Origin of the sequence: Streptomyces sp. NPDC007901 (genome assembly GCF_042959465.1) — a bacterium.
Lineage (GTDB): Bacteria > Actinomycetota > Actinomycetes > Streptomycetales > Streptomycetaceae > Streptomyces.
Genome location: NZ_JBIBKW010000006.1, coordinates 41,664 through 63,340, shown reverse-complemented (window position 1 = coordinate 63,340; position 21,677 = coordinate 41,664). Strand labels below are relative to the sequence as shown.

Sequence of the window (21,677 nt, the reverse complement as noted above, 5' to 3'; positions counted from 1 at the left end):
TGCCCGGAGGAACAGTGACCATGAGTGATCGTAAACCCGTTTACCGTTCAATGAACCGGGTCTGTTGCCGGGTCTGCCGCCGGTTCTACTTGATGAGCGCGTTGGCGACCACCACGATCACCCCGAGGCACGCGTCCACCATGCCGATGAGCACGGCGGCCGGCCAACTCCGTCCGGACCAGCGGGCGGTGACCAGCCCGAGGCCGAACAGGATGACGATGTTCAGGGCGAACGCCGGGTACTCGACGCCCTTCGGCGGCCACCAGCCCCAGCCCGCGCCCGCGAGCAGGAAGACCGTGGGCAGCACGGCCACCACCAGTGGCCACTCGTCGGCCAGGGTGCGCAGCACGTCCCAACGGCGGTGCGGGGCGCGCTCGGCGATGTAGTGGGCGTAGCCGTGCGCCAGGGCGGAGGCGCAGGCGGTGACGACCAGCCAGACGGCGTCGTAGCGGCGGCTGGCGGCGGAGGTGTGGCCGTACTGGGTGAGCGCGGCCACCATCGAGCAGGCCAGCACGGCGCCGTACACCCCGCCGAACAGGACGGCCTCACGGGTGTCGTGCGAGCGTGGCTGGGCGACGGTCGCCGTGGGGTCGGCCATGCCCTCCACGATCACCCCGGGCGGGCCCGCCCGCCACCCCGCCCGGGCCCCGCCGGGACGGAGCACGGACGGAGCACGGACCGACGAAGTGTCCTCCCATCAGGCCGGATGCCCCACACCCTGTCCACGGCCTTGGCCCCGCCGGGCTCGCTAGGGTCGCCGTATGACGACGCACAGCTTCGCCCTGCACATCCCCGACGCCGAACTCGAACCCGACCCGCTCGACCCGGCGCAGATCGTCTCCGGCACGCCCGAGGTCACCGGGAAGGTGGTGTGGGAGTCGGCCGACGGGACCCGGATCCGCGGGATCTGGCAGATCACCCCGGGGGTGGTCACCGACACCGAGGCGGACGAGCTGTTCGTGGTGGTCAGCGGCTCGGCGACGATCGAGGTCGAGGGCGGGCCGACGTTCACGGTGGGCCCCGGGGACCTGGCCGTCCTGCGCGCGGGCGACCGTACGACCTGGACGGTGCACGAGACGCTGCGCAAGGCGTACGCGATCAACCTGTGACCGCCGACCTTTGACCGCCGACCTGTGACCGCTTTCAGCGTGCCGTCGGCATGTTGTACGGCGTGACCACCTGGATCGCCGACGGCAGGCTCGGGCCCGCCGGGGGCAGCGCGCCCTGGGCGCGCATCACCAGGTGGCACGCCTCCCGCATGTCCTGGCGCAGGTCGTGGTGGAGGACGGCGGACAGACGGTGCTCCCGCAGCAGCCGGGTGTTGTCGTGGTCGAGATCGTGGGCGACGAACACGGCGCACTCCCGGCCCAGTTCGGCGAAGGCGCGCAGGGTCGCGATGTTGCCGCCGCCGATCGAGTAGACCGCGCGGATCTCCGGGTCGCGTTCCAGGGCGGCGCGGACCAGGTCGTACTGGGTGGCGTCCAGCCCCTGCCCCTCCGCGATCTCCACCAGCGCGCGCTCGGGGTGGGTGGCCCGCATGACGCTGCGGAAGCCCATCTCGCGCTCCTCCTCGTTGCGGAAGAAGCCGCTGCTGAGGCTGGTGAGGACGTTGCCGGGCCGGTCGCCGAGCCACTGGCCCATGAGATAGGCGGCGGTGGCGCCGGCCGCCCGGTTGTCGCTGCCGACGTAGGCGAGCCGGCCGCTGGCGGGCAGGTCGGTGACCAGGGTGACGACCGGTATCTCCGCCGAGCGCAGGCGGCCGACGGCGGCGGTGACCTCGGGGACGTCCGGCGCCTTGAGGATCACCCCCTGCGAGCCCCGGCGGGCGATCCGGTCCAGGGTCCGTACCAGCTCCTCGACCGGACCGGTCTCCCGGAAGTGGAACCGGGAGCGCACCACCGCCGGGTGCAGCGAGGGCAGCTCGGCCTCCAGCGCGCCGCGCACGGCGGTGGTGAACCGCTCGGGCGCCTGCATCACGATGTCGACCATGAAGGTACGGCCCATCAGCCGGACCTGGGTGCGCTGCCGGTCCAGATCGGCGATCGCCTGCCGCACCTCCCGCACGGTGCTCTCCCGGACCCCACCCCGGCCGTTCAGCACACGGTCCACGGTGGCCTCGCTGAGACCTGCCTGTCGTGCGATCTCACGGATCGGGAAGGGATGGCCCACGACCTGGCTCCTTGAGGGGTTTTTGATGGCTCGCTGCTGGTTGTTCGAGGGGTTTGTGCTGACAAGAATGACAGAACCCGGCCGATCCCGTGGCCGTGCCCCCTGGCCTTGACCGTGGCCGTGACCGTGACCGAAAGAAGGACACCGATGTCCCTCGCCGCCGAACAGGGCCGTGCCTGGCTCTCGCAGCAGGACTGCGACCTCGACACCTTCCGCGCACTGGTCGAGCGGACCACCGACCCGGCCGACTACCCGCACGCCTCGGCCGTCGAGGACAACGTCCTCGTCTACGACAGCGAGCGGCTGCGCACCGCCGAGGTGCCCCACGCGGTGCGCACCGAGCTGGTCCGTGCCCTCACCGACGGCCCCGGTGTCCTCGTCTTCAAGGGCGCGTTCCCCGACCCGAAGGTCGTCGACCGGGCCACCTCGGTGTTCGAGGCGCTGATCAAGGAGCAGAACGAGTCCGGTGCGGGAGCCGGCGACCACTTCGCGAAGCCGGGGGCCAACGAACGGGTCTGGAACGCCCTGGAGAAGGCCGCGCTCTACGACCCGGAGGCGTTCGCCGACTACTACGCCAACGACATCGTGGCCCTGGTCTCCCGCGCCTGGCTGGGCCCCGGCTACCAGATCACCTCGCAGGTCAACGTGGTCAACCCGGGCGGCGCGGCCCAGCTCCCGCACCGCGACTACCACCTCGGCTTCCTCTCCGACGAGACCGCGGCGGCCTACCCCGCGCATGTGCACCGCCTCTCCCCCGTGCTGACCCTCCAGGGCGCGGTCGCGCACTGCGACATGCCGGTGGAGTCGGGGCCGACGATGTACCTGCCGTACTCGCAGACCTACGAGCCGGGCTATCTCGCCTGGCGGCTGCCGGAGTTCCGGGACTACTTCAAGGCCCGGCACGTGCAGCTGCCCCTCGCCAAGGGGGACGCGGCGTTCTTCAACCCGGCGGTGTTCCACGCGGCCGGCACCAACCGGACCGTCGACGTCCGCCGGATGGCCAACCTGCTCCAGGTGTCCTCGGCCTTCGGGCGGGCGATGGAGAGCGTGGACCGGGAGGCGGTGGCCAACGCGGTCTACCCGGTGCTGCGCCGGCGCCGGTCGGAGGGGGCGGCCGAGTCGTGGCTGGAGCACGTCGTCGCCGCGAGCGCCGAGGGCTACCCGTTCCCGACCAACCTGGACAGCGACCCGCCGGTCGACGGCATGGCACCGCCCTCCCAGGCGGACCTGGTGCGGCGGGCGCTGCGCGAGGGCTGGCAGACCCGGACGCTGCGGGACGAGCTGCGGGCGGCCGCCACCCGGCGCGAGAGCTGAAGGGCCGGGACACTCCATGGGACTTCTCGACGACAAGGTCGTCCTCGTCAACGGCGGCAGCCAGGGTGTCGGCGCGGCCATCGCGCGGGCCGCGGTCCGCGAGGGCGCGACCGTGGCCGTGACGGGCCGCCGCCCGGAGCCCGGCGAGGCTCTGGTGGCGGAGCTGGCCGCGGCCGGCGGCACCGCGATGTACGTCCGGGCCGATCTCTCCGACGCCGACCGGGCCAGGTCCTCGGTGGCCGAGGTCGTCGAGGCGTACGGCCGGATCGACTGCCTGGTCAACTCGGCGGGGCTCACCTCCCGGGGCACCCTGCTGGACACCACGCCCGAGCTGTTCGACGAGCACATCGCGATCAACCTCAAGGGGCCGTTCTTCGCGATGCAGGCGGCGGTCGCCGACATGGTCGCGCGCAAGGCGCCCGGCACGATCGTCAACATCATCACCTCGTCGGCGCACGGCGGGCAGCCGTTCCTCGCGCCGTACGTCGCCGCGAAGGCCGGGCTGATCGGCCTGACCCGCAACGCCGCGCACGCCCACCGGTGGGACCGGGTGCGGATCAACGGCCTGAACATCGGCTGGACGGCGACGGAGGGCGAGGACGCGACACAGCGGGCGTTCCACGGGGCGGGGGACGACTGGCGGGAGGAGGCTGCGGCGAGGCTTCCGATGGGGAAGCTGGGGCAGCCGGGCGAGATCGCCGACTTCGTGGTCTTTCTGCTGTCGGAGCGGTCGGGCGTGGTCACCGGGTCGGTGATCGACTGGGATCAGAACGTGTTGGGGGGTCTCGACTAAGGATTTGCCACGGTTTGTTGTCAGTCGTCTACGGCTGCGTCGTGGCTGGTCGCGCCCACGCGGCGGTAGCCGCATATGGACAGAGCCCCGCGCCCCTGACGGGGCGCGTCAATCTCAAGGAGTTACACCCCCATGCGTATTGGAATCCTCGGCCTCGGCCGGATCGGCGCCTTTCACGCCGAGACTCTCTCCGGGCTCGACAGCGTCGAGTCGCTCGTCTTCACCGATCCGTTCGCGGACGCGGCCAAGGCCGCCGCCGAGAAGTTCGGGGCCGAGGTCGTGGACTCGCCGGAGGCGCTGCTGGCCGCCGGGGTGGACGGCATCGTGGTGGCCGCCGCCACCGATGCCCATCCCGCGCTGATCCTGGCCGGTGTCGAGGCGGGCATCCCGGTGTTCTGCGAGAAGCCCGTCGCCAAGCACATGAGTGACGGTGTCGAGGTGCTCAAGGCCGTCCAGGGCAAGGGCGTGCCGATCCAGATCGGCTACAACCGGCGCTTCGACGCGGGATTCGTCGCCGCCCGGGCCGCCGTGCAGAGCGGTGAGCTCGGCAAGCTGCACACCGTGCGCTCCACGACCCTGGACCCGGCCCCGCCGCCGGCCGCCTACGTGGCCGTCTCCGGTGGCATCTTCCGGGACTGTTCGGTGCACGACTTCGACATCATCCGCTGGGTGACCGGCCGAGAGGTCACCGAGGTGTACGCGGTCGGCGGCAACCGGGGCGCCGACTACATCAAGGAGGCGGGCGACGCCGACACCACCGGCGCGATCCTCACCCTGGACGACGGCACCATCGCGGTGGTCTCCAACTCCCGCCACAACGCCCGGGGTTACGACGTCCGTATGGAGATCCACGGTTTCCAGGACTCGATCGCCGTCGGCCTGGAGGACAAGCTCCCGCTGCGCTCGGTCGAGCCGGGCGTGACCTTCCCCGCGGGCACCCCGCACGACTTCTTCATGGACCGCTTCACGGCCGCCTACCGCGCCGAGCTGACCGCGTTCACCGAGGTCGTCGCCGGCACCCGGCCCTCCCCCTGCACGGTCGAGGACGCCCTGGAGGCGGGCTGGATCGCCGAGGCCTGCACCCTGTCTCTGCGCGAGCACCGTCCGGTGACGATCGCGGAGGTGCGCGGAGCCTGACCCCGCGCACGGCGGCGGGGCGGGACACCGGGACCGAGCACGCGGTCCCGGCGGCCCGCCCCGCCGCCCTTTTCGTCACACGGTCCGCAGCCCGTCCACGATCAGCCCGAGGATCCGCGCCGCACGCGCCCCGGCGTCGCCGCGCGCCGGGTCGATCCGCCACAACACGCTGAGCTGGAGGAGGACGTCCTCCGGATCGATGCCGGGCTTGACCGTGCCGTCCGCCGCACCCGCGTCGAGCAGGACGGAGACGGCGTGCACGAACGGCCCGTACATCGGGTCGTCGGCGCCGCCGCCGGTCGCCGCGTGGATGATCTCGGAGACGCCGAACTTGAGCCGGCCGTAGTGGGCGACCTCGTCGAACCAGCGGCGCAGGGCCTCCAGCGGCGGATGGGCCGCCAGCAGCTTCGGCGCCAGGTCGATGAGGTGCTGGAGGTCGTGCCGGTACAGCTCCAGGATCAGCGCCTCCCGGGTCGGGAAGTGGCGGTAGAGCGTGCCGATGCCGACGCCGGCCTTGCGGGCGATCGCGGAGAGCGAGGCCGTGGCGGAGACGGCGAGCTCCGCGCGGGCGACGGCGAGGATCCGGTCCCGGTTGTCGCGGGCGTCCTTCCGGACCGGCTTCGAGGGCTGCGGGTTCACGGTGTCAGGCGTCCGTCCGAAGTGAATTGCTATCCGGAGACCCCTCCGGTACGTTGAAAGACGTACCGGAGGGGTCTCCGCTTCATTGCCGATTCTGGCACATCCCTGAGCATCCGTGGAGGTCAGTCATGCCCGAACTCGTTCTGGTGACCGGTGGCACCGGCTACATCGCCGGCTGGTGCGTCGCCGAACTGCTGAAGCGCGGTTACGACGTCCGGACGACCGTGCGGGCCCCGGGCCGTGAGCGGGCGGTCGTCGACGCCGTCTCGACCGTCGTGGACCCGGCCGGGCGGCTGGGTTTCGCCGTCGCCGACCTCACCGCAGACGACGGCTGGGACGCGGCGATGAAGGGCGTCGACCGGGTGCTCCACGTGGCCTCGCCGCTGGGCGTGACCGCGGGCTCGTCCGATCTGGTCACCCCGGCCCGGGACGGCACCCTGCGCGTGCTGCGCGCGGCCGGCGCGGCGGGGGTGCGGCGGGTGGTGATGACGTCGGCCGCGAACGCCGCGAGCCCGTCGTCGTACGCCTCGGAGGGCGTCACCGACGAGACGCTGTGGACCGATCCGGAGGATCCGACGCTGATCCCCTACCGGCGGTCGAAGACCCTGGCCGAACTGGCGGCCTGGGAGTTCATGCGCGGGTACGACGGGCCGACCGAGCTGGCCACCGTGCTGCCGGGGGCCGTGTTCGGGCCGGTGCTGACGGCGAAGACCGCCGGTTCCGTCGGGATCGTCGCCCGGATGCTCTCCGGGGCGATGCCCGGGGTGCCGCGGATCGGGCTGGAGGTGGTGGACGTCCGGGACCTGGTCGACATCCACCTGAGGGCGATGACCGCACCGGCCGCCGCGGGCGAACGCTTCCTCGCCACCGGTGAGTTCGTGTGGATGGCCGAGATGGCGCGGGTGCTGCGGGAGGGGCTCGGCGAGCGCGGCCGGCAGGTGTCCACCCGTCGGCTCCCGGACTTCGCGGTACGGCTCGCGGCCCGCTTCCGGGACCCCGCGCTGCGGGAGATCACCCCGGCCCTGGGCCGACGCAACCGGCACAGCACCGAGAAGGCGGCCCAGCTGCTCGGCTGGCAGCCCCGCCCGGCCCGGGAGACAGTCCTGGACTGCGCCGAGAGCCTCCTCGCCCACGGCGCGGTCGAACTCCCGGCGGCCTAGCGAGCGCGGCGAACAAAAAACCGGCCCGGAGGCGTCACAAACCGCGGACTCTCCCGGAACCCCGACACCCGGGAACCCGCTGCCGACCGCGCCCCGCCCGGGGCCTCGACGGTTCGGAGGCCGCCGCCGGCCAAGGCCCCGTCCGGACCCCGGCGCTTCAGAGGCCGTAGCGAACCGGCGCTTCAGAGGCCGTAGCGAACCGCGGCCCCGACCGGACTCCAGCGCCTCGGAGACCGCCGACCACGCCCCGCTCCGAGCCCCGGCGGGTCGCAGGCCGCCGCCGACCACAAACCCGTGTCCGGACCCCGGCGGCTCAGAGGCCGTAGCGGACCGCGAACTCGTCCGGGTCGTAGGTGTCCCGGTCCGGGTCGTGCTGGATGGCCGGCCTGGTCTCGATCATCTCCTCGGGGCGGATCCGCTCCGGCAGCGCGCCGAAGCGCTCCTTGCGGAGCACCGCGTCGGTCGAGGTCTCGTCGTGGGTCATGCCGGCCTCCCCGTCGTCACGTACGTAACCCGTCACCCTGCAAACGCGCGCGCCCCGGCGGGTGTTCCCGAACCCGCCGGGGCGCGCGGGGCCGCGCGGATCGCTCCGCCCGGCCCGGGGATGCGGCCTTCAGGCGCCGCAGGACCGCAGGAACTTCCGGGTGCGCACCGCGATGGGCAGCGGCCGGTCCGGCTCGCAGGGGTACATGTCCTGCTCGACGATGGCGAACAGGTCCACGCCCAGCTGCTGCGCCGCCGTCAGCACCGGACCCAGCTCCGGTACGCCCGCCGGCGGTTCGCACATCACGCCCTGGGCCACGGCCGGCCCGAACGGGGTCCCCTTGGCCTGGACGTCGGCCAGGATCGCCGGGTCCACCTGCTTGAGGTGGAGGTAGCCGATCCGCTCGCCGTAGGTCTCGATCAGCTTGACGCTGTCGCCGCCGCAGTAGGCGTAGTGACCGGTGTCCAGGCAGAGGTTGACCAGGTCGGTGTCGGTCGAGTCGAGGAAGCGCTCGACGTGTGCCTCGGTGTCGATGTGGGTGTCGGCGTGCGGGTGGACGACGATGTCCAGGCCGTACGTCTCCTTCACCTCGTGGCCGAGCCGTTCCATGCCCTTGGTGAGGTGGGCCCACTGCTCGCCGGTCAGCTCCTGCGGCTCCAGGATCTCGGCGGTCTTGTCGTCCCGCCAGAAGGAGGGGATGACCACCAGGTGCCGGGCACCCATCGCCTGGGTGAGCGCGGCGACCTGGCTGACATGCTCCCAGGTGGAGTCCCAGACGGCGGGGCCGCGGTGCATGCCGGTGAAGACGGTGCCGGCGGAGACCTTGAGGTCGCGCTTGGCGATCTCGTCGGTCAGGCGGGCCGGGTCGGTGGGGAGGTAGCCGTAGGGGCCGAGTTCGATCCAGGAGTAGCCGGCCTCGGCGACCTCGTCGAGGAAGCGTTCCCAGGGGACCTGCCGGGGGTCGTCCGGGAACCAGACGCCCCAGGAGTCGGGGGCGGAGCCGACCCGGATGCGGTCGAGCGGGTTGGCCATGTCAGGACTTTCCTTCCGGACCGGTCGCCACGGGCGCGGTGAGGTCCTCCTCTTCGGGGAGCTCCTCGGTGTCGACGCCGCGGACCTGGGACAGCTCGTGCTTGAGGGCCGCGAGCTCGGCGCCGCCGGCCATGTGGTTGGTGAGTTCCTCCAGGGTGATCTCGCTGCGTTCGGCGCTCAGTTCGAGGGTGCCCAGGCGCAGGACGCTGAAGTGGTCGCCGACCATGTAGGCGTGGTGGGGGTTGTGGGTGATGAAGATGACGCCGAGGCCGCGTTCGCGGGCGGCGGCGATGTACTTCAGGACCACACCGGACTGCTTGACGCCGAGAGCGGCGGTGGGCTCGTCGAGGATGAGGACGCGGGCGCCGAAGTAGACGGCGCGGGCGATGGCCACGCACTGGCGCTGGCCGCCGGAGAGGGTGCCGATGGGCTGTTCCAGGTCGTCCAGGACGATGCCCATGTTGCGCAGCTCGCGGTCGGCGGTCTCCTTCATCTTCGCGATGTCCAGACGGCGGACGGGCCAGGGGCCCTTGGTCATCTCGGAGCCGAGGAAGAAGTTCCGCCACACCGGCATCAGGGGGACCGTGGCGAGGTCCTGGTAGACGGTGGCGATGCCCTTGTCGAGGGCCTCGCGCGGGGTGGTGAAACGGACCGGGGCGCCGTCGACGAGGAAGTCGCCCTCGGTGTGCTGGTGCAGTCCCGAGATGATCTTGATCAGGGTGGACTTGCCGGCGCCGTTGTCGCCGAGCACGCAGGTCACCTGGTTCGGGAAGACCTTGAGGTCGACGCCGTGCAGGGCGCGGATGTTGCCGTACGACTTGCCCGTGCCGCGCAGTTCGACGATCGGGCCGTCCTTGGCGGGCGCCGTGTCCTGGAGGATGGCACCGTGTGTTCCGTTCGCGTTGTCTGTCATCGGGTCACCTCCTGGTCGCAGTGCGCTGGACCCACAGATTGATCATGACGGCGCCGAGCAGCATGACGCCGAGGAAGGCCTTGAACCAGTCGGGGTTCCAGCCCGCGTAGACGATGCCCTGCTGCACCATGCCGAACATGAAGGCGCCGAAGACCGGGCCGATCGCCGAACCGGCACCACCGGTCAGGAGGCAGCCGCCGATGACGGCCGCGGAGATGTAGATCAGCTCCTGGCCGACGCCCTCGCCGGACTGCACGGTGTTGAAGGAGAACAGCTGGTGCATGCCGACGAACCAGGCGCCGAGGCCGACCAGCATGAACAGCGAGATCTTGGTGAAGTTCACCGGGACACCGACCGCGCGGGCGCTCTCCTTGTTGCCGCCCACCGCGAAGACCCAGTTGCCGTACTTGGTGCGCAGCAGCACCCAGGTCGCGATGGCCGCGAAAACCAGCCACCAGATGATGGTGATCTTCACCTGGACGCCGCCGATGTCGAAGGACGACGCGAAGACCGCCTTGACCTGGCCGAAGCCGTCCATGTTGCTGATGTCGTCGGTGGCGACGTTGCCGGTGACCAGCTTGGTGACCGCGAGGTTCACACCTTGCAGGATCAGGAAGCTGCCCAGGGTGATCAGGAAGCTGGGCAGTCCGGTGCGGACCACCAGCCAGCCGTTGAGGAAGCCGATGGCGAGCGACACGACGAGCGCGGCGATCACGCCCACCCAGACGTTCATGGACAGCTGGTAGGCCAGCATGCTCGCGGTCAGCGCCGAGGTGACCACGGCGACACCGGCCGAGAGGTCGAACTCGCCGCCGATCATCAGCAGCGCGACCGGGATGGCCATGATGCCGATGGTGGACGACTGGTACAGGATGTTCGCCATCGAGCTGGCCTCGCGCACCGGCGGTGCGGCGACCAGGAAGAAGACGTAGACCGCGACGGCGCCGAGGAAGACGCCCACCTCCGGGCGGGCCAGGAGCCGCAACGCCAGGGGCCGTTGCGCGGTCCGGCCGTCCTTCTCCTTGGGGCCGGGGGCCGGCGGTGTGGCCACCGCCGGCTGCGCCTGCTGACTCATACCGATCACCGGGTGCCCTTCGCGGCGAACTCGGCGACCTTGTCGACGTTGGACTTGTCGACGAAGGCCGGGCCGGTCAGCACCGGCTGCTCACCGCCGCCCATGTAGTTGCCGTTGTTCTTGTAGAGCCACAGCGAGTCGACCGCCAGGTAGCCCTGCAGGTACGGCTGCTGGTCCACGGCGAACTCGATGGTGCCCTTGCTGATGGCGCCGGTCAGGTCCTTGTTGAGGTCGAAGGTGGCGATCTTCGCCTTGCTGCCCGCGTCGGACACCGACTGCACGGCGATCAGCGCGATGGGGGCGCCGAGGGTGACCACGTGGTCAATGGCCGTGTCCTGCTTCAGCTTGGCGGTGATCGTGGACTTGACCGAGGTCGGAGAGGTGCCGTCGACGTACAGGGTCTCCGTCGTGCCCGAGAACGTCTTCTTCACGCCGTCGCAGCGCTGGGTGAGGCCGACGTTGCCCTGCTCCTGGATGACACAGACGACCTTCTTCGCGCCCTCCGTGTTCAGCCGGTTGCCGAGCGCCTCGCCGGCCACCGTCTCGTCCTGGCCGAAGAACTCCATGAGGCCGAGCTTCTTCCAGTCGCTCACACCGGAGTTGAGACCGACGACGGGGATGTTCGCCGAGGTCGCCTTGGTGATGACGTCCTTCATGGCGTCGGGCTTGGCGAGGGTGACCGCGATGCCGTCGACCTTCTGGTCGATCGCGTTCTGCACCAGGTTGGCCTGGTTGCCCGCGTTCGGGTCGGCCGAGTAGATCAGCTTGACGTTGTCCTTGGCGGCAGCCGCCTCGGCACCCTTGCGGACGATGTCCCAGAAGGTGTCGCCCGGCGACTGGTGGGTGACCAGCGCGACCGTCATGCGGGGGGTGCTCGCCTTGCCCGCGTTGGCGGACCCGCCGCCCTCCTCGGACTTCTTTCCTCCGGAGCTGCTGGAGCAGCCGGCGAGGGTCAGGGCTGCCGCCGCGGCCACCGCCACGAAGGGGGCCAGTCTCCGCGTACGGGAATGGGAAGAGCGGTCCATCGTTCCTGCACCTCACTGTGCGACCGGGGGAAAGGAAGGGGATCCGCGAGGATCCCCCGGACCTGGGCCGAAAAGTGACGGTCCGGGTCCGTGCTGTGTTGGGACGGGATACAAGTCCCTGCGCGGCCCGCTGTCAATACTTTGTTAAGACATCATTTCACACTCAGGTCCGAATGTAAGTACAAACCATTGACAGCGCGACCTGCCCCGATCTACACCTGAGAGGGCCCTTCCGAAGGCGATCTACCCGCTCCTGCCGGACGTACCCCTGCCCAGGTACGCCACCCCGTCCGAATGAGGTCACCCATGAGCCAGCCGACCACCCGCCTGACCGTCGCCCAGGCGCTGGTGCGGTTCCTGTCCGCCCAGTACACCGAGCGGGACGGCGTCCGGCACCGGCTGATCGCCGGCACCTGGGGCATCTTCGGCCACGGCAATGTGGCCGGAATCGGCCAGGCGCTCCTGGAGTACGGCGACGTGATGCCGTACCACCAGGGCCGCAACGAGCAGGCGATGGTGCACGCGGCGGTCGGCCACGCCCGCCAGCTGGACCGGCTCTCCGCGCAGGCGGTGACCACGTCCATCGGCCCGGGCGCCACCAACCTGGTGACCGGCGCGGCCCTCGCGACCATCAACCGGCTGCCGGTCCTCCTGCTGCCCGGCGACTACTTCGCGAGCCACGCCCCCGACCCGCTGCTGCAGCAGCTGGAGCACCCGAGCGAGTTCGACGTCTCGGTGAACGACACCCTCCGCCCGGTCTCCCGCTACTTCGACCGGATCACCCGCCCCGAGGCGCTGATCCCGTCCGCGCTGAACGCCATGCGGGTCCTCGCCGACCCGGCCGAGACCGGCGCGGTCACCCTCGCCCTCCCCCAGGACGTCCAGGCGGAGGCGTACGACTGGCCCGAGGAGTTCTTCGCCGAGCGCGTCTGGCGGGTCCGGCGGCCCGCCCCCGACCCGGTCGAGCTGGCGGACGCGGTGCGCGCCGTACGGGCCGCCCGTCGGCCGTTGATCGTGGCGGGCGGCGGAGTCCACCACAGCCGCGCGGAAGACGCCCTGAAGGCCCTTGTGGAGGCCACCGGCATCCCCGTGGCCTCGACGCAGGCGGGCAAGGGCTCGCTGCGCCACGACCACCCGGCCGACCTGGGCGGGATCGGCCACACCGGGACCGCCGTCGCCGACGACCTGGCCCGCACCGCCGACCTGGTCATCGGCGCCGGCACCCGGTACACGGACTTCACCACGGCCTCCGGCACCCTCTTCCAGAACCCCGGCGTCCGCTTCCTCAACCTGAACATCACCGGCTTCGACGCCCACAAGCAGTCCGCCCTGCCGCTGGTCTGCGACGCGCGCACCGGCCTCACGGCGCTCACCGAGGCCCTGACCGGGCACCGCGTCGACGCGGCCTACGAGGACGAGTACCGGACCGGCAAGGAACGCTGGGAGGCCGTCGTCGAGGCCGCCTACCGCGCGGACGACGAGGACGCCGTCCCCACCCAGACGCAGGTGCTCGGCGCGCTGGACGGCATCGTCGGCGATGACGACGTTGTCATCAACGCGGCCGGCTCGCTCCCGGGCGACCTGCACAAGCTGTGGCGGGCCCGCTCGCCGCGCCAGTACCACCTGGAGTACGGCTACTCCTGCATGGGCTACGAGATCCCGGCCGGCATCGGCGTCCAGCAGGCGGCCCCGGACACCGTGGTCTGGTCGCTGGTCGGCGACGGCACCTATCTGATGATGCCGACCGAGATCGTCACCGCCGTCCAGGAGGGCCTGCCCGTCAACCTGGTCCTGATCCAGAACCACGGGTACGCCTCCATCGGCGGCCTCTCCGAGACGGTCGGCGGCGAGCGGTTCGGCACCGCCTACCGCTTCCGCTCCGCCGACGGCACCTTCTCCGGGGCCCCGCTGCCGGTCGACCTGGCCGCCAACGCGGCCAGCCTCGGCATGGAGGTGCTGCGCGCCAAGACCGTGCGGGAGCTGCGCGAGGCCCTCGCCGCGGCCCGCGCGAGCGACCGGCCGACCTGTGTGTACGTCGAGACGGACCCGACGCCGACCGCTCCCGGGGCGGAGGCCTGGTGGGACGTGCCGGTCGCCGAGACCGCCTCCCGGGAGGCCGCCGTGCACGCCCGTGCGGACTACGACCGGCAGGTCGCCGACCGCCGCCGCCAGCTGTGAACCCCGACCGCGCTCTGGAAGGAGGTGTCCCGGTGGCCCGAACCGGTGATTCCGCCCGCGCCGCGACCGTCTCGGCGCTCGACACCCTGGACTTCGCCCTGGACCGCGGCAGTCCGGTACCGCTCTATTACCAGCTCGCCCAGCAACTGGAGGAGGCCATCGAGCACGGGGTGCTCGCCCCGGGCAACCTCCTGGGCAACGAGATCGACCTGTCGGTGCGGCTCGGCCTGTCCCGGCCCACGGTCCGCCAGGCCATCCAGTCCCTCGTCGACAAGGGGCTGTTGGTGCGCCGGCGGGGCGTCGGCACCCAGGTGGTGCACAGCCAGGTCAAGCGGCCGCTGGAGCTGAGCAGTCTCTACGACGACCTGGAGTCGGCCGGGCAGGGCCCGACCACCCGGGTGCTGCGCAACGAGCGGATCCCGGCGACCGCCGAGGTGGCCGCCGCGCTGGGGATCGCCGAGGGCGCGGAGGTGGTCGTCCTGGAGCGGCTGCGCTCCACGCACGGCCAGCCGGTGGCGTTCCTGTGCAACTACCTGCCCGCGGCGCTGCTCGAACTCGACACGGACCGGCTGGAGTCGACCGGCCTGTACCGGATGATGCGCACGGCCGGCATCACCCTGCACAGCGCCCGGCAGACCGTGGGTGCCCGCAGCGCCACCGCCGAGGAGGCCGCCCGCCTCGACGAGAAGGAGGGCACCGCCCTGCTCACCATGCAGCGCACGGCCTACGACGACACCGGGCGGCCGGTGGAGTACGGCAGCCATGTCTACCGGGCGTCCCGGTACGCCTTCGACTTCCAGCTGCTCGTACGGCCGTAGAACGCCCCGCGCCGGGCCGGTTGCAGTCGGTTTAACCGCTGGTCCCGCCCCGCGAAACCAACACGCCCGCACACGAGTCCCCATGAAGTTTGTCCCATGGAGGCTCCGTCGTACCGCTTTGTTCAACAAACCGGCAGGCAACCATGTCGATTACGTTTCGGGCAAGAGACGGGCGAGAGAGCCGCAGGCTATTGACGCATGAGCGGACAAGAGGCTGTTATTGCGCCCACGATGTTCGGCCGAGTTGGTTTCTGATCGGTTTCGGGACCTTTCGAAGATCAACTCTTCCCCTTGCCGAACCCTGTTACCCAGGAGCCGCCATGCGCATCTCCCCGTCCGGTCTTCACGTGCCGGGTCCGAGCCGTCGTAACGTCCTGCGCGGTGCCGGTTCGGCCGCCCTTCTCGCCGGCGCCGGCATACCCCTGCTGTCCGCCTGCGGTAGCAGCGGGTCCTCCTCCGACCCGAAGACCGTCAGCCTCGGCTCCAACTCCTCCGACGCGGTGCCGAAGAAGGCCTTCGCGGAGATCTACGCGGCCTTCACCAAGCAGTCGGGCATCAAGGTCGACGTGAACACGAAGGACCACAACACCTTCCAGGAGCAGATCAACTCGTATCTGCAGGGCACGCCGGACGACGTGTTCACCTGGTTCGCCGGCTACCGCATGCAGTTCTTCGCGGCCAAGAACCTGGCCTCGCCGATCGACGACGTCTGGGCGAAGATCGGGGACAACTTCCCCGACGCGATGAAGGCGCTCAGCAAGGGCGAGGACGGCAAGTACTACTTCGTCCCGCTGTACACGTACCCGTGGGCGATCTTCTACCGCAAGAGCGTCTTCCAGGCCAAGGGCTACGAGGTCCCCACCACCTGGGACGCGTTCGTCGCCCTGTGCAAGAAGATGAAGGGCGACGGCCTGGTCCCGATCGCGTTCGGCGACAAGGACGCCTGGCCGGCGATGGGCACCTTCGACCAGATCAACTTCCGCCTCAACGGCTACGACTTCCACAAGTCGCTGATGGCGGGCAAGGAGTCCTGGACCGACGCCAAGGTCAAGGCCGTCTTCGACCACTGGGCCGAGATCCTCCCCTACCACCAGGACGGCTTCATGGGCCGCACCTGGCAGGACGCCGCCCAGGGCCTGGTGTCCAAGAAGGCCGGCATGTACGTCCTCGGCTCCTTCGTGGCCCAGCAGTTCACCAACAAGGCCGACCTGGACGACCTCGACTTCTTCGCCTTCCCGGAGATCAACTCCGCGTACGGCCAGGACACCGTCGAAGCGCCCACCGACGGCTTCATGGTCAGCAAGTCGCCCAAGAACCACGACGGCGTCGTCAAGCTCATGGAGTACCTGGGCACCCCCGAGGCGGAGCAGATCTACCTCAAGGCCGACTCCAGTGTGGTGGCCGCCTCCAGCAAGGCCGACACCTCGTCGTACACCGCGCTGCAGAAGAAGGCGTACACGATGATCAGCGGCGCCAAGTCCCTGACCCAGTTCATGGACCGCGACTCCCGCCCGGACTTCACCTCGACGGTGATGCAGCCCGGTCTGCAGAAGTTCCTGCAGAACCCGAAGGGCATCGACAGCCTGCTCTCGTCCATCGATCGCCAGAAGAAGACCATCTTCGCGTCCGAGTGAGCCTGCTGAATGTCCACTGACACCCCCACGAAGTCCCAGGAGGCGGCCGCCGTGCCGCCTCCTGGGCGCGCGTCCAAGAACAAGCGGATCCAGCAGGGGCACAAGCGCCTGCTGACCCGCCGCGACCGGATCACTCTCGCCTTCATGGCGGGCGTGCCGACGGTCCTCCATGTCCTCCTGGTCTGGGTGACCGCCCTGGCCTCGATCCTCCTGGCCTTCACCTCATGGGACGGCATCGGCTTCGACTCCATCAAGTGGGTCGGGCTCGACAACTTCCATCAACTCTTCACCGACAACCCGCAGTTCTGGCCGGCCGTCGAGCACAACGTCATCTGGTTCGTGGTGCTCATCCTGATCCCGACCCCGTTCGGCCTGTTCCTGGCCGTGCAGCTGGACAAGAAGATCAGGTTCAGCCGGGTCTACCAGACGGCGTTCTTCCTCCCGGTCGTCATCTCCCTGGCCTGCATCGGGTTCGTCTGGCAGCTGATCTACAACCCGGACACGGGCCTGATCAACAGCATCATCGGCGCCAACAAGCCGGGCCACTACATCGACTGGATCGGTGACCCGAACCTCAACCTGTGGGCGGTCCTGGTCGCCGCCTCCTGGCGGCACACCGGCTACATGATGATCCTGTACCTGGCCGGCCTCAAGAGCGTCGACCCGTCGCTGCGGGAGGCGTCGGCCCTGGACGGCGCCAACGAGTGGCAGACGTTCAAGAACGTCATCTTCCCGACGCTGCGGCCGACCAACACCATCGTCCTGGTCGTGACCATCATCGAGGCGCTGCGCGCCTTCGACCTGGTCTTCGTCTTCAACAAGGGCGCCCAGGGCACCGAGTTGCTCTCCATCCTGGTGACCAACAACATCATCGGGGAGTCCAGCCGCATCGGTTACGGCTCGGCGATCGCGGTGGTGCTGCTGTTCATCTCCCTGATCGTGATCATTCCCTACCTGATCGCGACCTTCCGGAAGGAGCGCCGCGCATGAGCACCGTGAGCAGCGCACTGCCCAAGCAGCGCAACCCGATCCGCCCGGCCCGCGTCCTGCTGCACACGTTCCTGGCCCTGACGGCCCTGGCGTGGCTCGCCCCGCTGCTGTGGGCGATCTTCTCGGCCATGCGCCCGTACAGCGAGACCAGCAACCGCGGCTACCTGTCCTGGCCGCACACGCTGAACTTCGACAACTTCAAGAACGCGTTCGAGCAGTCGGACATGACCCACTACTTCATGAACACGCTGGTCATCGCGGTCCCGGCCGTGCTGCTCACGCTGTTCCTGTCGTCGATGGTCGCGTTCTACGTCGCCCGGTTCGACTTCCGGGTCAACCTGTTCCTGCTGCTGGTCTTCACGGCCGGCAACCTGCTCCCGCAGCAGGTCATCATCACCCCGCTGTACCGGATGTACCTGCTGACGAACCTGCCGGGCATCACCGCGAGCGGCAAGCTGTACGACTCGGCGCTCGGCCTGGTCCTGATCCACGTGGCGTTCCAGTCCGGGTTCTGCGCGTTCGTGCTGTCGAACTACATGCGCTCGCTGCCGCACGAGCTGACCGAGGCGGCGCTGGTGGACGGCGCGTCGGTGTGGCGGCTGTACTGGCAGATCACGCTGCCGCTGTGCCGGCCGGCGATGGCGGCCCTGGCGACCCTGTTGTCGATCTGGATCTACAACGACTTCTTCTGGGCGCTGGTGCTGATCTCGACCGGTGAGAACATGCCGATCACCTCGGCGCTGAACAACCTCTCCGGCCAGTACTTCACCGACCCGAACCTGGTCGCCGCCGGTTCCCTGCTGACCGCGATCCCGACGCTGATCGTGTACTTCGCGCTGCAGAAGCAGTTCGTCAGCGGTCTGACCCTGGGCTCCGCCAAGGGCTGATCCGGCCCCGTCCGAAAGAGAACCCCGTGCACAACTCGTTCACCCCGGTCGCCTCCGTGCCCGTGGACACGCGCACCGCCCGTGTCCACGAGGAGGGCTGGCAGTCCTGGTCGCCGAGCGGTGGCTACGCCCTCGGCGCCGCCCCGTACCGCCCGGCGAACGCCAACTGGGCGACCGTGTGCTACCGCCCCGGCCGTAGCGTCCCCGCCGGCGCCTTCCAGGGCGAGGGCCTGCTGGCGCTCGACCCGGGGGACGGCTCCCCCGTCCGGCTCTGGGCGGCGACGGAACCCTCACTCGAGGTGCCGTCGATCCGGCTGACCGTGGCGGACGGGGTCGCGGAGGTGACGGCCGACGGCGCGGTCAAGGAGTGGAGCGGTACGGGCATCCAGTCCGTACTGGCCGGCTGGGCCGACGCCCTGGCCCTGCCGGCGCCGCGCCCCGCGCCCACCGTGTGGTGCTCCTGGTACGAGTACTTCACGGCCGTCACCGAGGACGACATCCACGAGAACCTGCGGGCGATGGACACCCTCGACCTGCCGATCGACGTGGTGCAGATCGACGACGGCTACCAGAGCGCGCTGGGCGACTGGCTGAACCTCTCCGGCCGTTTCCGCTCCCGGCGGGGCATCGCGGACGCGATCCGTGGCCGCGGCCGCCGGGCGGGCATCTGGACGGCGCCCTTCCTGGTCGACCCGGCTAGCGCGCTCGCCGAGACCTACCCGGACTGGCTGGTCCGCGCCCCCGACGGCAACCCGCTGCACGCGGGCCGCAACTGGGGCCACGACCTGTACGTCCTGGACACCACCCACCCGGCCGCCGCGGCCTACGTCACCGACGTCTTCGCGACGCTGCGCGCCGAGGGGTACGACTACTTCAAGGTCGACTTCCTCTACGCGGGCGCGCTGGACGGCGTACGGCACTCCGGCGCGGACGCGCTGACCGCCTACCGGCTCGGTATCGCCCTGATCCGCGAGGCGATCGGCGCGGACGCCTATCTGCTCGGCTGCGGCGCGCCGATCCTCCCCTCCCTCGGTCTGTTCGACGCGATGCGGGTCAGCCCCGACACGGCCCCGCACCGCCGCCCCGAGGCCGACGACTACAGCCAACCCGGCCAGGACCCGGCCGAGTTCACCGGCGTCGGCCGCCAGTGGCAGCACGGCCGCCTCTGGGTCAACGACCCCGACTGCCTGATGGCCCGCCCCGCCGTGGAGACCCGCGCCCGCTGGGCCGCCCATGTGGAGGCCGTCGGCGGGCTGGTCGCCTCCAGTGACCGCCTGCTCTCCCTCGACCCGTGGGGCGTGGAGACGACCCGCCGCCTTCTGACCGGAGCTGACCGATGAGCGACCGCACCCTTTCCGTTCCCGGTATCGCCTACGGCGGCGACTACAACCCCGAGCAGTGGCCCGAGGAGGTGTGGGAGGAGGACGTCCGTCTGATGCGCGAGGCGGGCGTGAACATGGTGAGCGTCGGCATCTTCTCGTGGGCGCTCATGGAGCCGTCCGAGGGCGTCTACGACTTCTCCCGCATGGACCGCATCCTCGGCCTGCTCCACGAGAACGGCATCGCCGCCGACCTCGCCACCCCCACGGCCGCCCCGCCGGCCTGGTTCTTCCGCGCCCACCCCGAGGCGCTCCCGGTGGACCACGACGGCCGCACCCTGTCGTACGGCAGCCGCCAGACGTTCTGCCCGAGCAGCCCCGCCTACCGCGAGGCCGCGCTGCGGATCACGGGCGCGATCGCCGAACGGTACGCGAGCCACCCGGCCGTGACGATGTGGCACGTCCACAACGAGTACGGCTGCCACAACGCGGCCTGCTACTGCGACACCAGCGCGGAGTCCTTCCGCCGCTGGCTGCGGGCCCGGTACGGCGACGACCTGGCCGCGCTCAACCACGCCTGGGGCACCACCTTCTGGAGCCAGTGGTACTACGACTGGGACGAGATCCTGCCGCCCCGCGCGACCGGTGCCGTGCCCAACCCGACGCACCAGCTGGACTGGCGGCGGTTCTGCTCGGACGAGCTGCTGTCGCTGTACAAGGCGGAGCGGGACGTCCTGCGGGAGGCGGCCCCCGCCATCCCCGCCACCACCAACTTCATGGTGATGTACAACTTCGACGCTCTCGACTACTGGCGCTGGGCACCGGAGCTGGACGTGGTCGCCAACGACCACTACCTGATGTCCGCCGACCCCGAGTCGCAGATCGACGTCGCGCTGAGCGGCGATCTGATGCGGTCGCTGGCGGGCGGGCCGTGGCTGCTGATGGAGCACTCGACCGGCGCGGTCAACTGGCAGCCCGTCAACCGGGCCAAGACGGCGGGCGAGTTGCGCCGCAACGCGCTCGCGCATGTGGCGCACGGCGCGGACGGCATCGCCTACTTCCAGTGGCGGGCGGCGAAGGCGGGTGCCGAGCAGTGGCACTCGGCGATGCTGCCGCACGCCGGGACCGACAGCCAGATCTGGCGGGACGTGGTCCGGCTGGGCGCTGACCTGCGGGCACTGGCCGAGGTGCGCGGCAGCACGGGTACGGCCGAGGTCGCCGTCGTCTGGGACTGGGACGCCCGGTGGGCCGTCGAGCTGCCGTCCCAGCCGAGCGGGGAGCTGCGCTACCTCGACGTCGTCCGCGCCTGGTACGAGCCGCTGTGGCGGGCCGGCGTGGCGGTGGACTTCGTACGGCCGGACGCGGACCTGTCGGCGTACAAGGCGGTGCTGGCGCCGAACCTGTACCTCGTCGACGACACCGGCGCGGCGAACCTGGCCTCGTTCGCGGAGGCCGGGGGGAGCCTTGCCATCGGCTTCCACAGCGGTGCGGTGGACGAGAACTGCCATGTGCGGCTGGGTGGTTACCCGGGGGCCTTCCGGGAGCTGCTCGGTGTGTCCACCGACGAGCTGTTCCCGCTGCTGCCGGACGAGCGTGTGGCGCTCGACGGCGGCGGCACGGGGTCGCTGTGGACGGAGCGGGTGCGGCTGGCGGGGGCGGCCGCTGTCGCGTCGTACGCCGAGGGACCGTTGGCCGGGGTGCCGGCGGTGACCCGGCGCGGGTACGGCTCGGGTGCCGCGTGGTACGTGGCGACGCTGCCGGATGCTCAGACCCTGGCGGGGCTGCTCGAACGGATTCGTTCCGAGGCCGGCGTGACACCGGGGCGGGTCGCTCCGGAGGGGGTCGAGGTGGTCGTGCGGCGGGGTGCGGAGGCCGACTACGTGTTCGTGATCGACCACACCGGGGAAGGCGCCGAGGTGCCGGTGGCAGACGGGGCGGTGGAGTTGCTGTCCGGGAAGCCGGTGGAGGGGGCGGTTGTCGTGGCGCCGGGCGACATCGCCGTCGTACGAGAGCGTCGGGTGTCCGCCTAGCGCCGAGCCGGGTCGGTCGTTCGGCGGCTGCGGCTTCGTCGTGGCTGGTCGCGCAGTTCCCCGCGCCCCTTTGGGGCGCG

Annotated in this window: 20 protein-coding genes; 12 read left to right on the top strand and 8 right to left on the bottom strand. The window is 70.5% G+C overall.

Annotated features, from left to right (window positions below; genetic code table 11):
- Positions 1–85: 85 nt before the first annotated feature.
- Positions 86–598 carry a hypothetical protein gene (locus ACFZDK_RS20700; protein WP_390974359.1) on the bottom strand — a complete coding sequence of 171 codons (513 nt, stop codon included), beginning with the start codon at positions 596–598 and terminating at the stop codon, positions 86–88.
- 163 nt (positions 599–761) lie between these two features.
- Between ACFZDK_RS20700 and ACFZDK_RS20695 the strand changes: the two genes are divergently transcribed.
- Complete coding sequence (locus ACFZDK_RS20695; RefSeq protein WP_390974357.1) at positions 762–1,109, top strand: cupin domain-containing protein; 348 nt, start codon at positions 762–764, stop codon at positions 1,107–1,109.
- 34 nt (positions 1,110–1,143) lie between these two features.
- Here ACFZDK_RS20695 and ACFZDK_RS20690 read toward each other — a convergent pair whose 3' ends face one another.
- Positions 1,144–2,169 (bottom strand): substrate-binding domain-containing protein, encoded by a 1,026-nt coding sequence (locus tag ACFZDK_RS20690; RefSeq protein WP_390974355.1) that lies wholly within the window; start codon positions 2,167–2,169, stop codon positions 1,144–1,146.
- Between the two features lie 147 nt (positions 2,170–2,316).
- Between ACFZDK_RS20690 and ACFZDK_RS20685 the strand changes: the two genes are divergently transcribed.
- The 3 genes from ACFZDK_RS20685 (at position 2,317) to ACFZDK_RS20675 (ending at position 5,413) form a co-directional block, all read left to right on the top strand.
- Positions 2,317–3,483 (top strand): phytanoyl-CoA dioxygenase family protein, encoded by a 1,167-nt coding sequence (locus tag ACFZDK_RS20685; protein ID WP_390974354.1) that lies wholly within the window; start codon positions 2,317–2,319, stop codon positions 3,481–3,483.
- A gap of 16 nt (positions 3,484–3,499) precedes the next feature.
- Positions 3,500–4,276, top strand: coding sequence for an oxidoreductase (locus tag ACFZDK_RS20680; protein WP_390974353.1), 777 nt, complete (start codon positions 3,500–3,502; stop codon positions 4,274–4,276).
- Positions 4,277–4,408: 132 nt separating this feature from the next.
- The gene (locus ACFZDK_RS20675) at positions 4,409–5,413 is read left to right on the top strand and encodes a Gfo/Idh/MocA family oxidoreductase (RefSeq protein WP_390974351.1); all 1,005 of its coding nucleotides are present in this window, start codon (positions 4,409–4,411) and stop codon (positions 5,411–5,413) included.
- 75 nt (positions 5,414–5,488) lie between these two features.
- Here ACFZDK_RS20675 and ACFZDK_RS20670 read toward each other — a convergent pair whose 3' ends face one another.
- Complete coding sequence (locus tag ACFZDK_RS20670) at positions 5,489–6,052, bottom strand: TetR family transcriptional regulator (RefSeq protein ID WP_390974349.1); 564 nt, start codon at positions 6,050–6,052, stop codon at positions 5,489–5,491.
- A 128-nt stretch (positions 6,053–6,180) separates the two neighbouring features.
- Here ACFZDK_RS20670 and ACFZDK_RS20665 point away from each other — a divergent pair, with 128 nt between their 5' ends.
- Positions 6,181–7,212, top strand: coding sequence for an NAD-dependent epimerase/dehydratase family protein (locus ACFZDK_RS20665; RefSeq protein WP_390974347.1), 1,032 nt, complete (start codon positions 6,181–6,183; stop codon positions 7,210–7,212).
- Positions 7,213–7,525: 313 nt separating this feature from the next.
- Here ACFZDK_RS20665 and ACFZDK_RS20660 read toward each other — a convergent pair whose 3' ends face one another.
- The 5 genes from ACFZDK_RS20660 to ACFZDK_RS20640 form a co-directional block, all read right to left on the bottom strand.
- A complete protein-coding gene (locus ACFZDK_RS20660) occupies positions 7,526–7,696 on the bottom strand; it encodes a hypothetical protein (protein ID WP_390974346.1) in 171 nt (56 codons plus the stop codon).
- A gap of 129 nt (positions 7,697–7,825) precedes the next feature.
- Positions 7,826–8,728 (bottom strand): TIM barrel protein, encoded by a 903-nt coding sequence (locus ACFZDK_RS20655; protein WP_390974344.1) that lies wholly within the window; start codon positions 8,726–8,728, stop codon positions 7,826–7,828.
- Between the two features lies 1 nt (position 8,729).
- A complete protein-coding gene (locus tag ACFZDK_RS20650) occupies positions 8,730–9,641 on the bottom strand; it encodes an ATP-binding cassette domain-containing protein (RefSeq protein WP_390974342.1) in 912 nt (303 codons plus the stop codon).
- Positions 9,642–9,645: 4 nt separating this feature from the next.
- The gene (locus tag ACFZDK_RS20645) at positions 9,646–10,716 is read right to left on the bottom strand and encodes an ABC transporter permease (RefSeq protein WP_390974341.1); all 1,071 of its coding nucleotides are present in this window, start codon (positions 10,714–10,716) and stop codon (positions 9,646–9,648) included.
- Positions 10,717–10,721: 5 nt separating this feature from the next.
- Positions 10,722–11,741 carry a substrate-binding domain-containing protein gene (locus ACFZDK_RS20640; RefSeq protein ID WP_390974339.1) on the bottom strand — a complete coding sequence of 340 codons (1,020 nt, stop codon included), beginning with the start codon at positions 11,739–11,741 and terminating at the stop codon, positions 10,722–10,724.
- Positions 11,742–12,047: 306 nt separating this feature from the next.
- Here ACFZDK_RS20640 and iolD point away from each other — a divergent pair, with 306 nt between their 5' ends.
- From iolD to ACFZDK_RS20605, 7 genes are all read left to right on the top strand, one after another.
- The gene (gene iolD / locus ACFZDK_RS20635) at positions 12,048–13,919 is read left to right on the top strand and encodes a 3D-(3,5/4)-trihydroxycyclohexane-1,2-dione acylhydrolase (decyclizing) (protein WP_390974337.1); all 1,872 of its coding nucleotides are present in this window, start codon (positions 12,048–12,050) and stop codon (positions 13,917–13,919) included.
- 32 nt (positions 13,920–13,951) lie between these two features.
- Positions 13,952–14,737 (top strand): UTRA domain-containing protein, encoded by a 786-nt coding sequence (locus ACFZDK_RS20630; RefSeq protein ID WP_390974335.1) that lies wholly within the window; start codon positions 13,952–13,954, stop codon positions 14,735–14,737.
- Between the two features lie 320 nt (positions 14,738–15,057).
- Positions 15,058–16,371, top strand: coding sequence for an extracellular solute-binding protein (locus ACFZDK_RS20625; protein WP_390974333.1), 1,314 nt, complete (start codon positions 15,058–15,060; stop codon positions 16,369–16,371).
- Positions 16,372–16,380: 9 nt separating this feature from the next.
- Positions 16,381–17,361, top strand: coding sequence for an ABC transporter permease subunit (locus ACFZDK_RS20620; RefSeq protein ID WP_390974331.1), 981 nt, complete (start codon positions 16,381–16,383; stop codon positions 17,359–17,361).
- Entirely contained in the window at positions 17,358–18,248 is an 891-nt protein-coding gene (locus ACFZDK_RS20615) for an ABC transporter permease subunit (RefSeq protein ID WP_390974329.1), read from the top strand. Before ACFZDK_RS20620 ends, ACFZDK_RS20615 begins: the two co-directional genes overlap by 4 nt.
- A 26-nt stretch (positions 18,249–18,274) precedes the next feature.
- Entirely contained in the window at positions 18,275–19,588 is a 1,314-nt protein-coding gene (locus ACFZDK_RS20610; RefSeq protein WP_390974328.1) for an alpha-galactosidase, read from the top strand.
- Positions 19,585–21,597: a beta-galactosidase gene (locus tag ACFZDK_RS20605; RefSeq protein WP_390974326.1), complete on the top strand. Its 2,013-nt coding sequence runs from the start codon at positions 19,585–19,587 to the stop codon at positions 21,595–21,597. The genes ACFZDK_RS20610 and ACFZDK_RS20605 overlap by 4 nt, the downstream gene beginning before the upstream one ends.
- Positions 21,598–21,677 lie beyond the last annotated feature (80 nt).

What these genes read in the sequence shown, in the direction of transcription:
- ACFZDK_RS20700 (WP_390974359.1), bottom strand. Translation starts at nt 598, where the DNA reads ATGGCCGACCCCACGGCGACCGTCGCCCAGCCACGCTCGCACGACACC.
- ACFZDK_RS20695 (WP_390974357.1), top strand. Translation starts at nt 762, where the DNA reads ATGACGACGCACAGCTTCGCCCTGCACATCCCCGACGCCGAACTCGAA.
- ACFZDK_RS20685 (WP_390974354.1), top strand. Translation starts at nt 2,317, where the DNA reads ATGTCCCTCGCCGCCGAACAGGGCCGTGCCTGGCTCTCGCAGCAGGAC.
- ACFZDK_RS20680 (WP_390974353.1), top strand. Translation starts at nt 3,500, where the DNA reads ATGGGACTTCTCGACGACAAGGTCGTCCTCGTCAACGGCGGCAGCCAG.
- ACFZDK_RS20675 (WP_390974351.1), top strand. Translation starts at nt 4,409, where the DNA reads ATGCGTATTGGAATCCTCGGCCTCGGCCGGATCGGCGCCTTTCACGCC.
- ACFZDK_RS20665 (WP_390974347.1), top strand. Translation starts at nt 6,181, where the DNA reads ATGCCCGAACTCGTTCTGGTGACCGGTGGCACCGGCTACATCGCCGGC.
- ACFZDK_RS20660 (WP_390974346.1), bottom strand. Translation starts at nt 7,696, where the DNA reads ATGACCCACGACGAGACCTCGACCGACGCGGTGCTCCGCAAGGAGCGC.
- ACFZDK_RS20655 (WP_390974344.1), bottom strand. Translation starts at nt 8,728, where the DNA reads ATGGCCAACCCGCTCGACCGCATCCGGGTCGGCTCCGCCCCCGACTCC.
- ACFZDK_RS20650 (WP_390974342.1), bottom strand. Translation starts at nt 9,641, where the DNA reads ATGACAGACAACGCGAACGGAACACACGGTGCCATCCTCCAGGACACG.
- ACFZDK_RS20645 (WP_390974341.1), bottom strand. Translation starts at nt 10,716, where the DNA reads ATGAGTCAGCAGGCGCAGCCGGCGGTGGCCACACCGCCGGCCCCCGGC.
- ACFZDK_RS20640 (WP_390974339.1), bottom strand. Translation starts at nt 11,741, where the DNA reads ATGGACCGCTCTTCCCATTCCCGTACGCGGAGACTGGCCCCCTTCGTG.
- iolD (WP_390974337.1), top strand. Translation starts at nt 12,048, where the DNA reads ATGAGCCAGCCGACCACCCGCCTGACCGTCGCCCAGGCGCTGGTGCGG.
- ACFZDK_RS20625 (WP_390974333.1), top strand. Translation starts at nt 15,058, where the DNA reads ATGCGCATCTCCCCGTCCGGTCTTCACGTGCCGGGTCCGAGCCGTCGT.
- ACFZDK_RS20620 (WP_390974331.1), top strand. Translation starts at nt 16,381, where the DNA reads ATGTCCACTGACACCCCCACGAAGTCCCAGGAGGCGGCCGCCGTGCCG.
- ACFZDK_RS20615 (WP_390974329.1), top strand. Translation starts at nt 17,358, where the DNA reads ATGAGCACCGTGAGCAGCGCACTGCCCAAGCAGCGCAACCCGATCCGC.
- ACFZDK_RS20605 (WP_390974326.1), top strand. Translation starts at nt 19,585, where the DNA reads ATGAGCGACCGCACCCTTTCCGTTCCCGGTATCGCCTACGGCGGCGAC.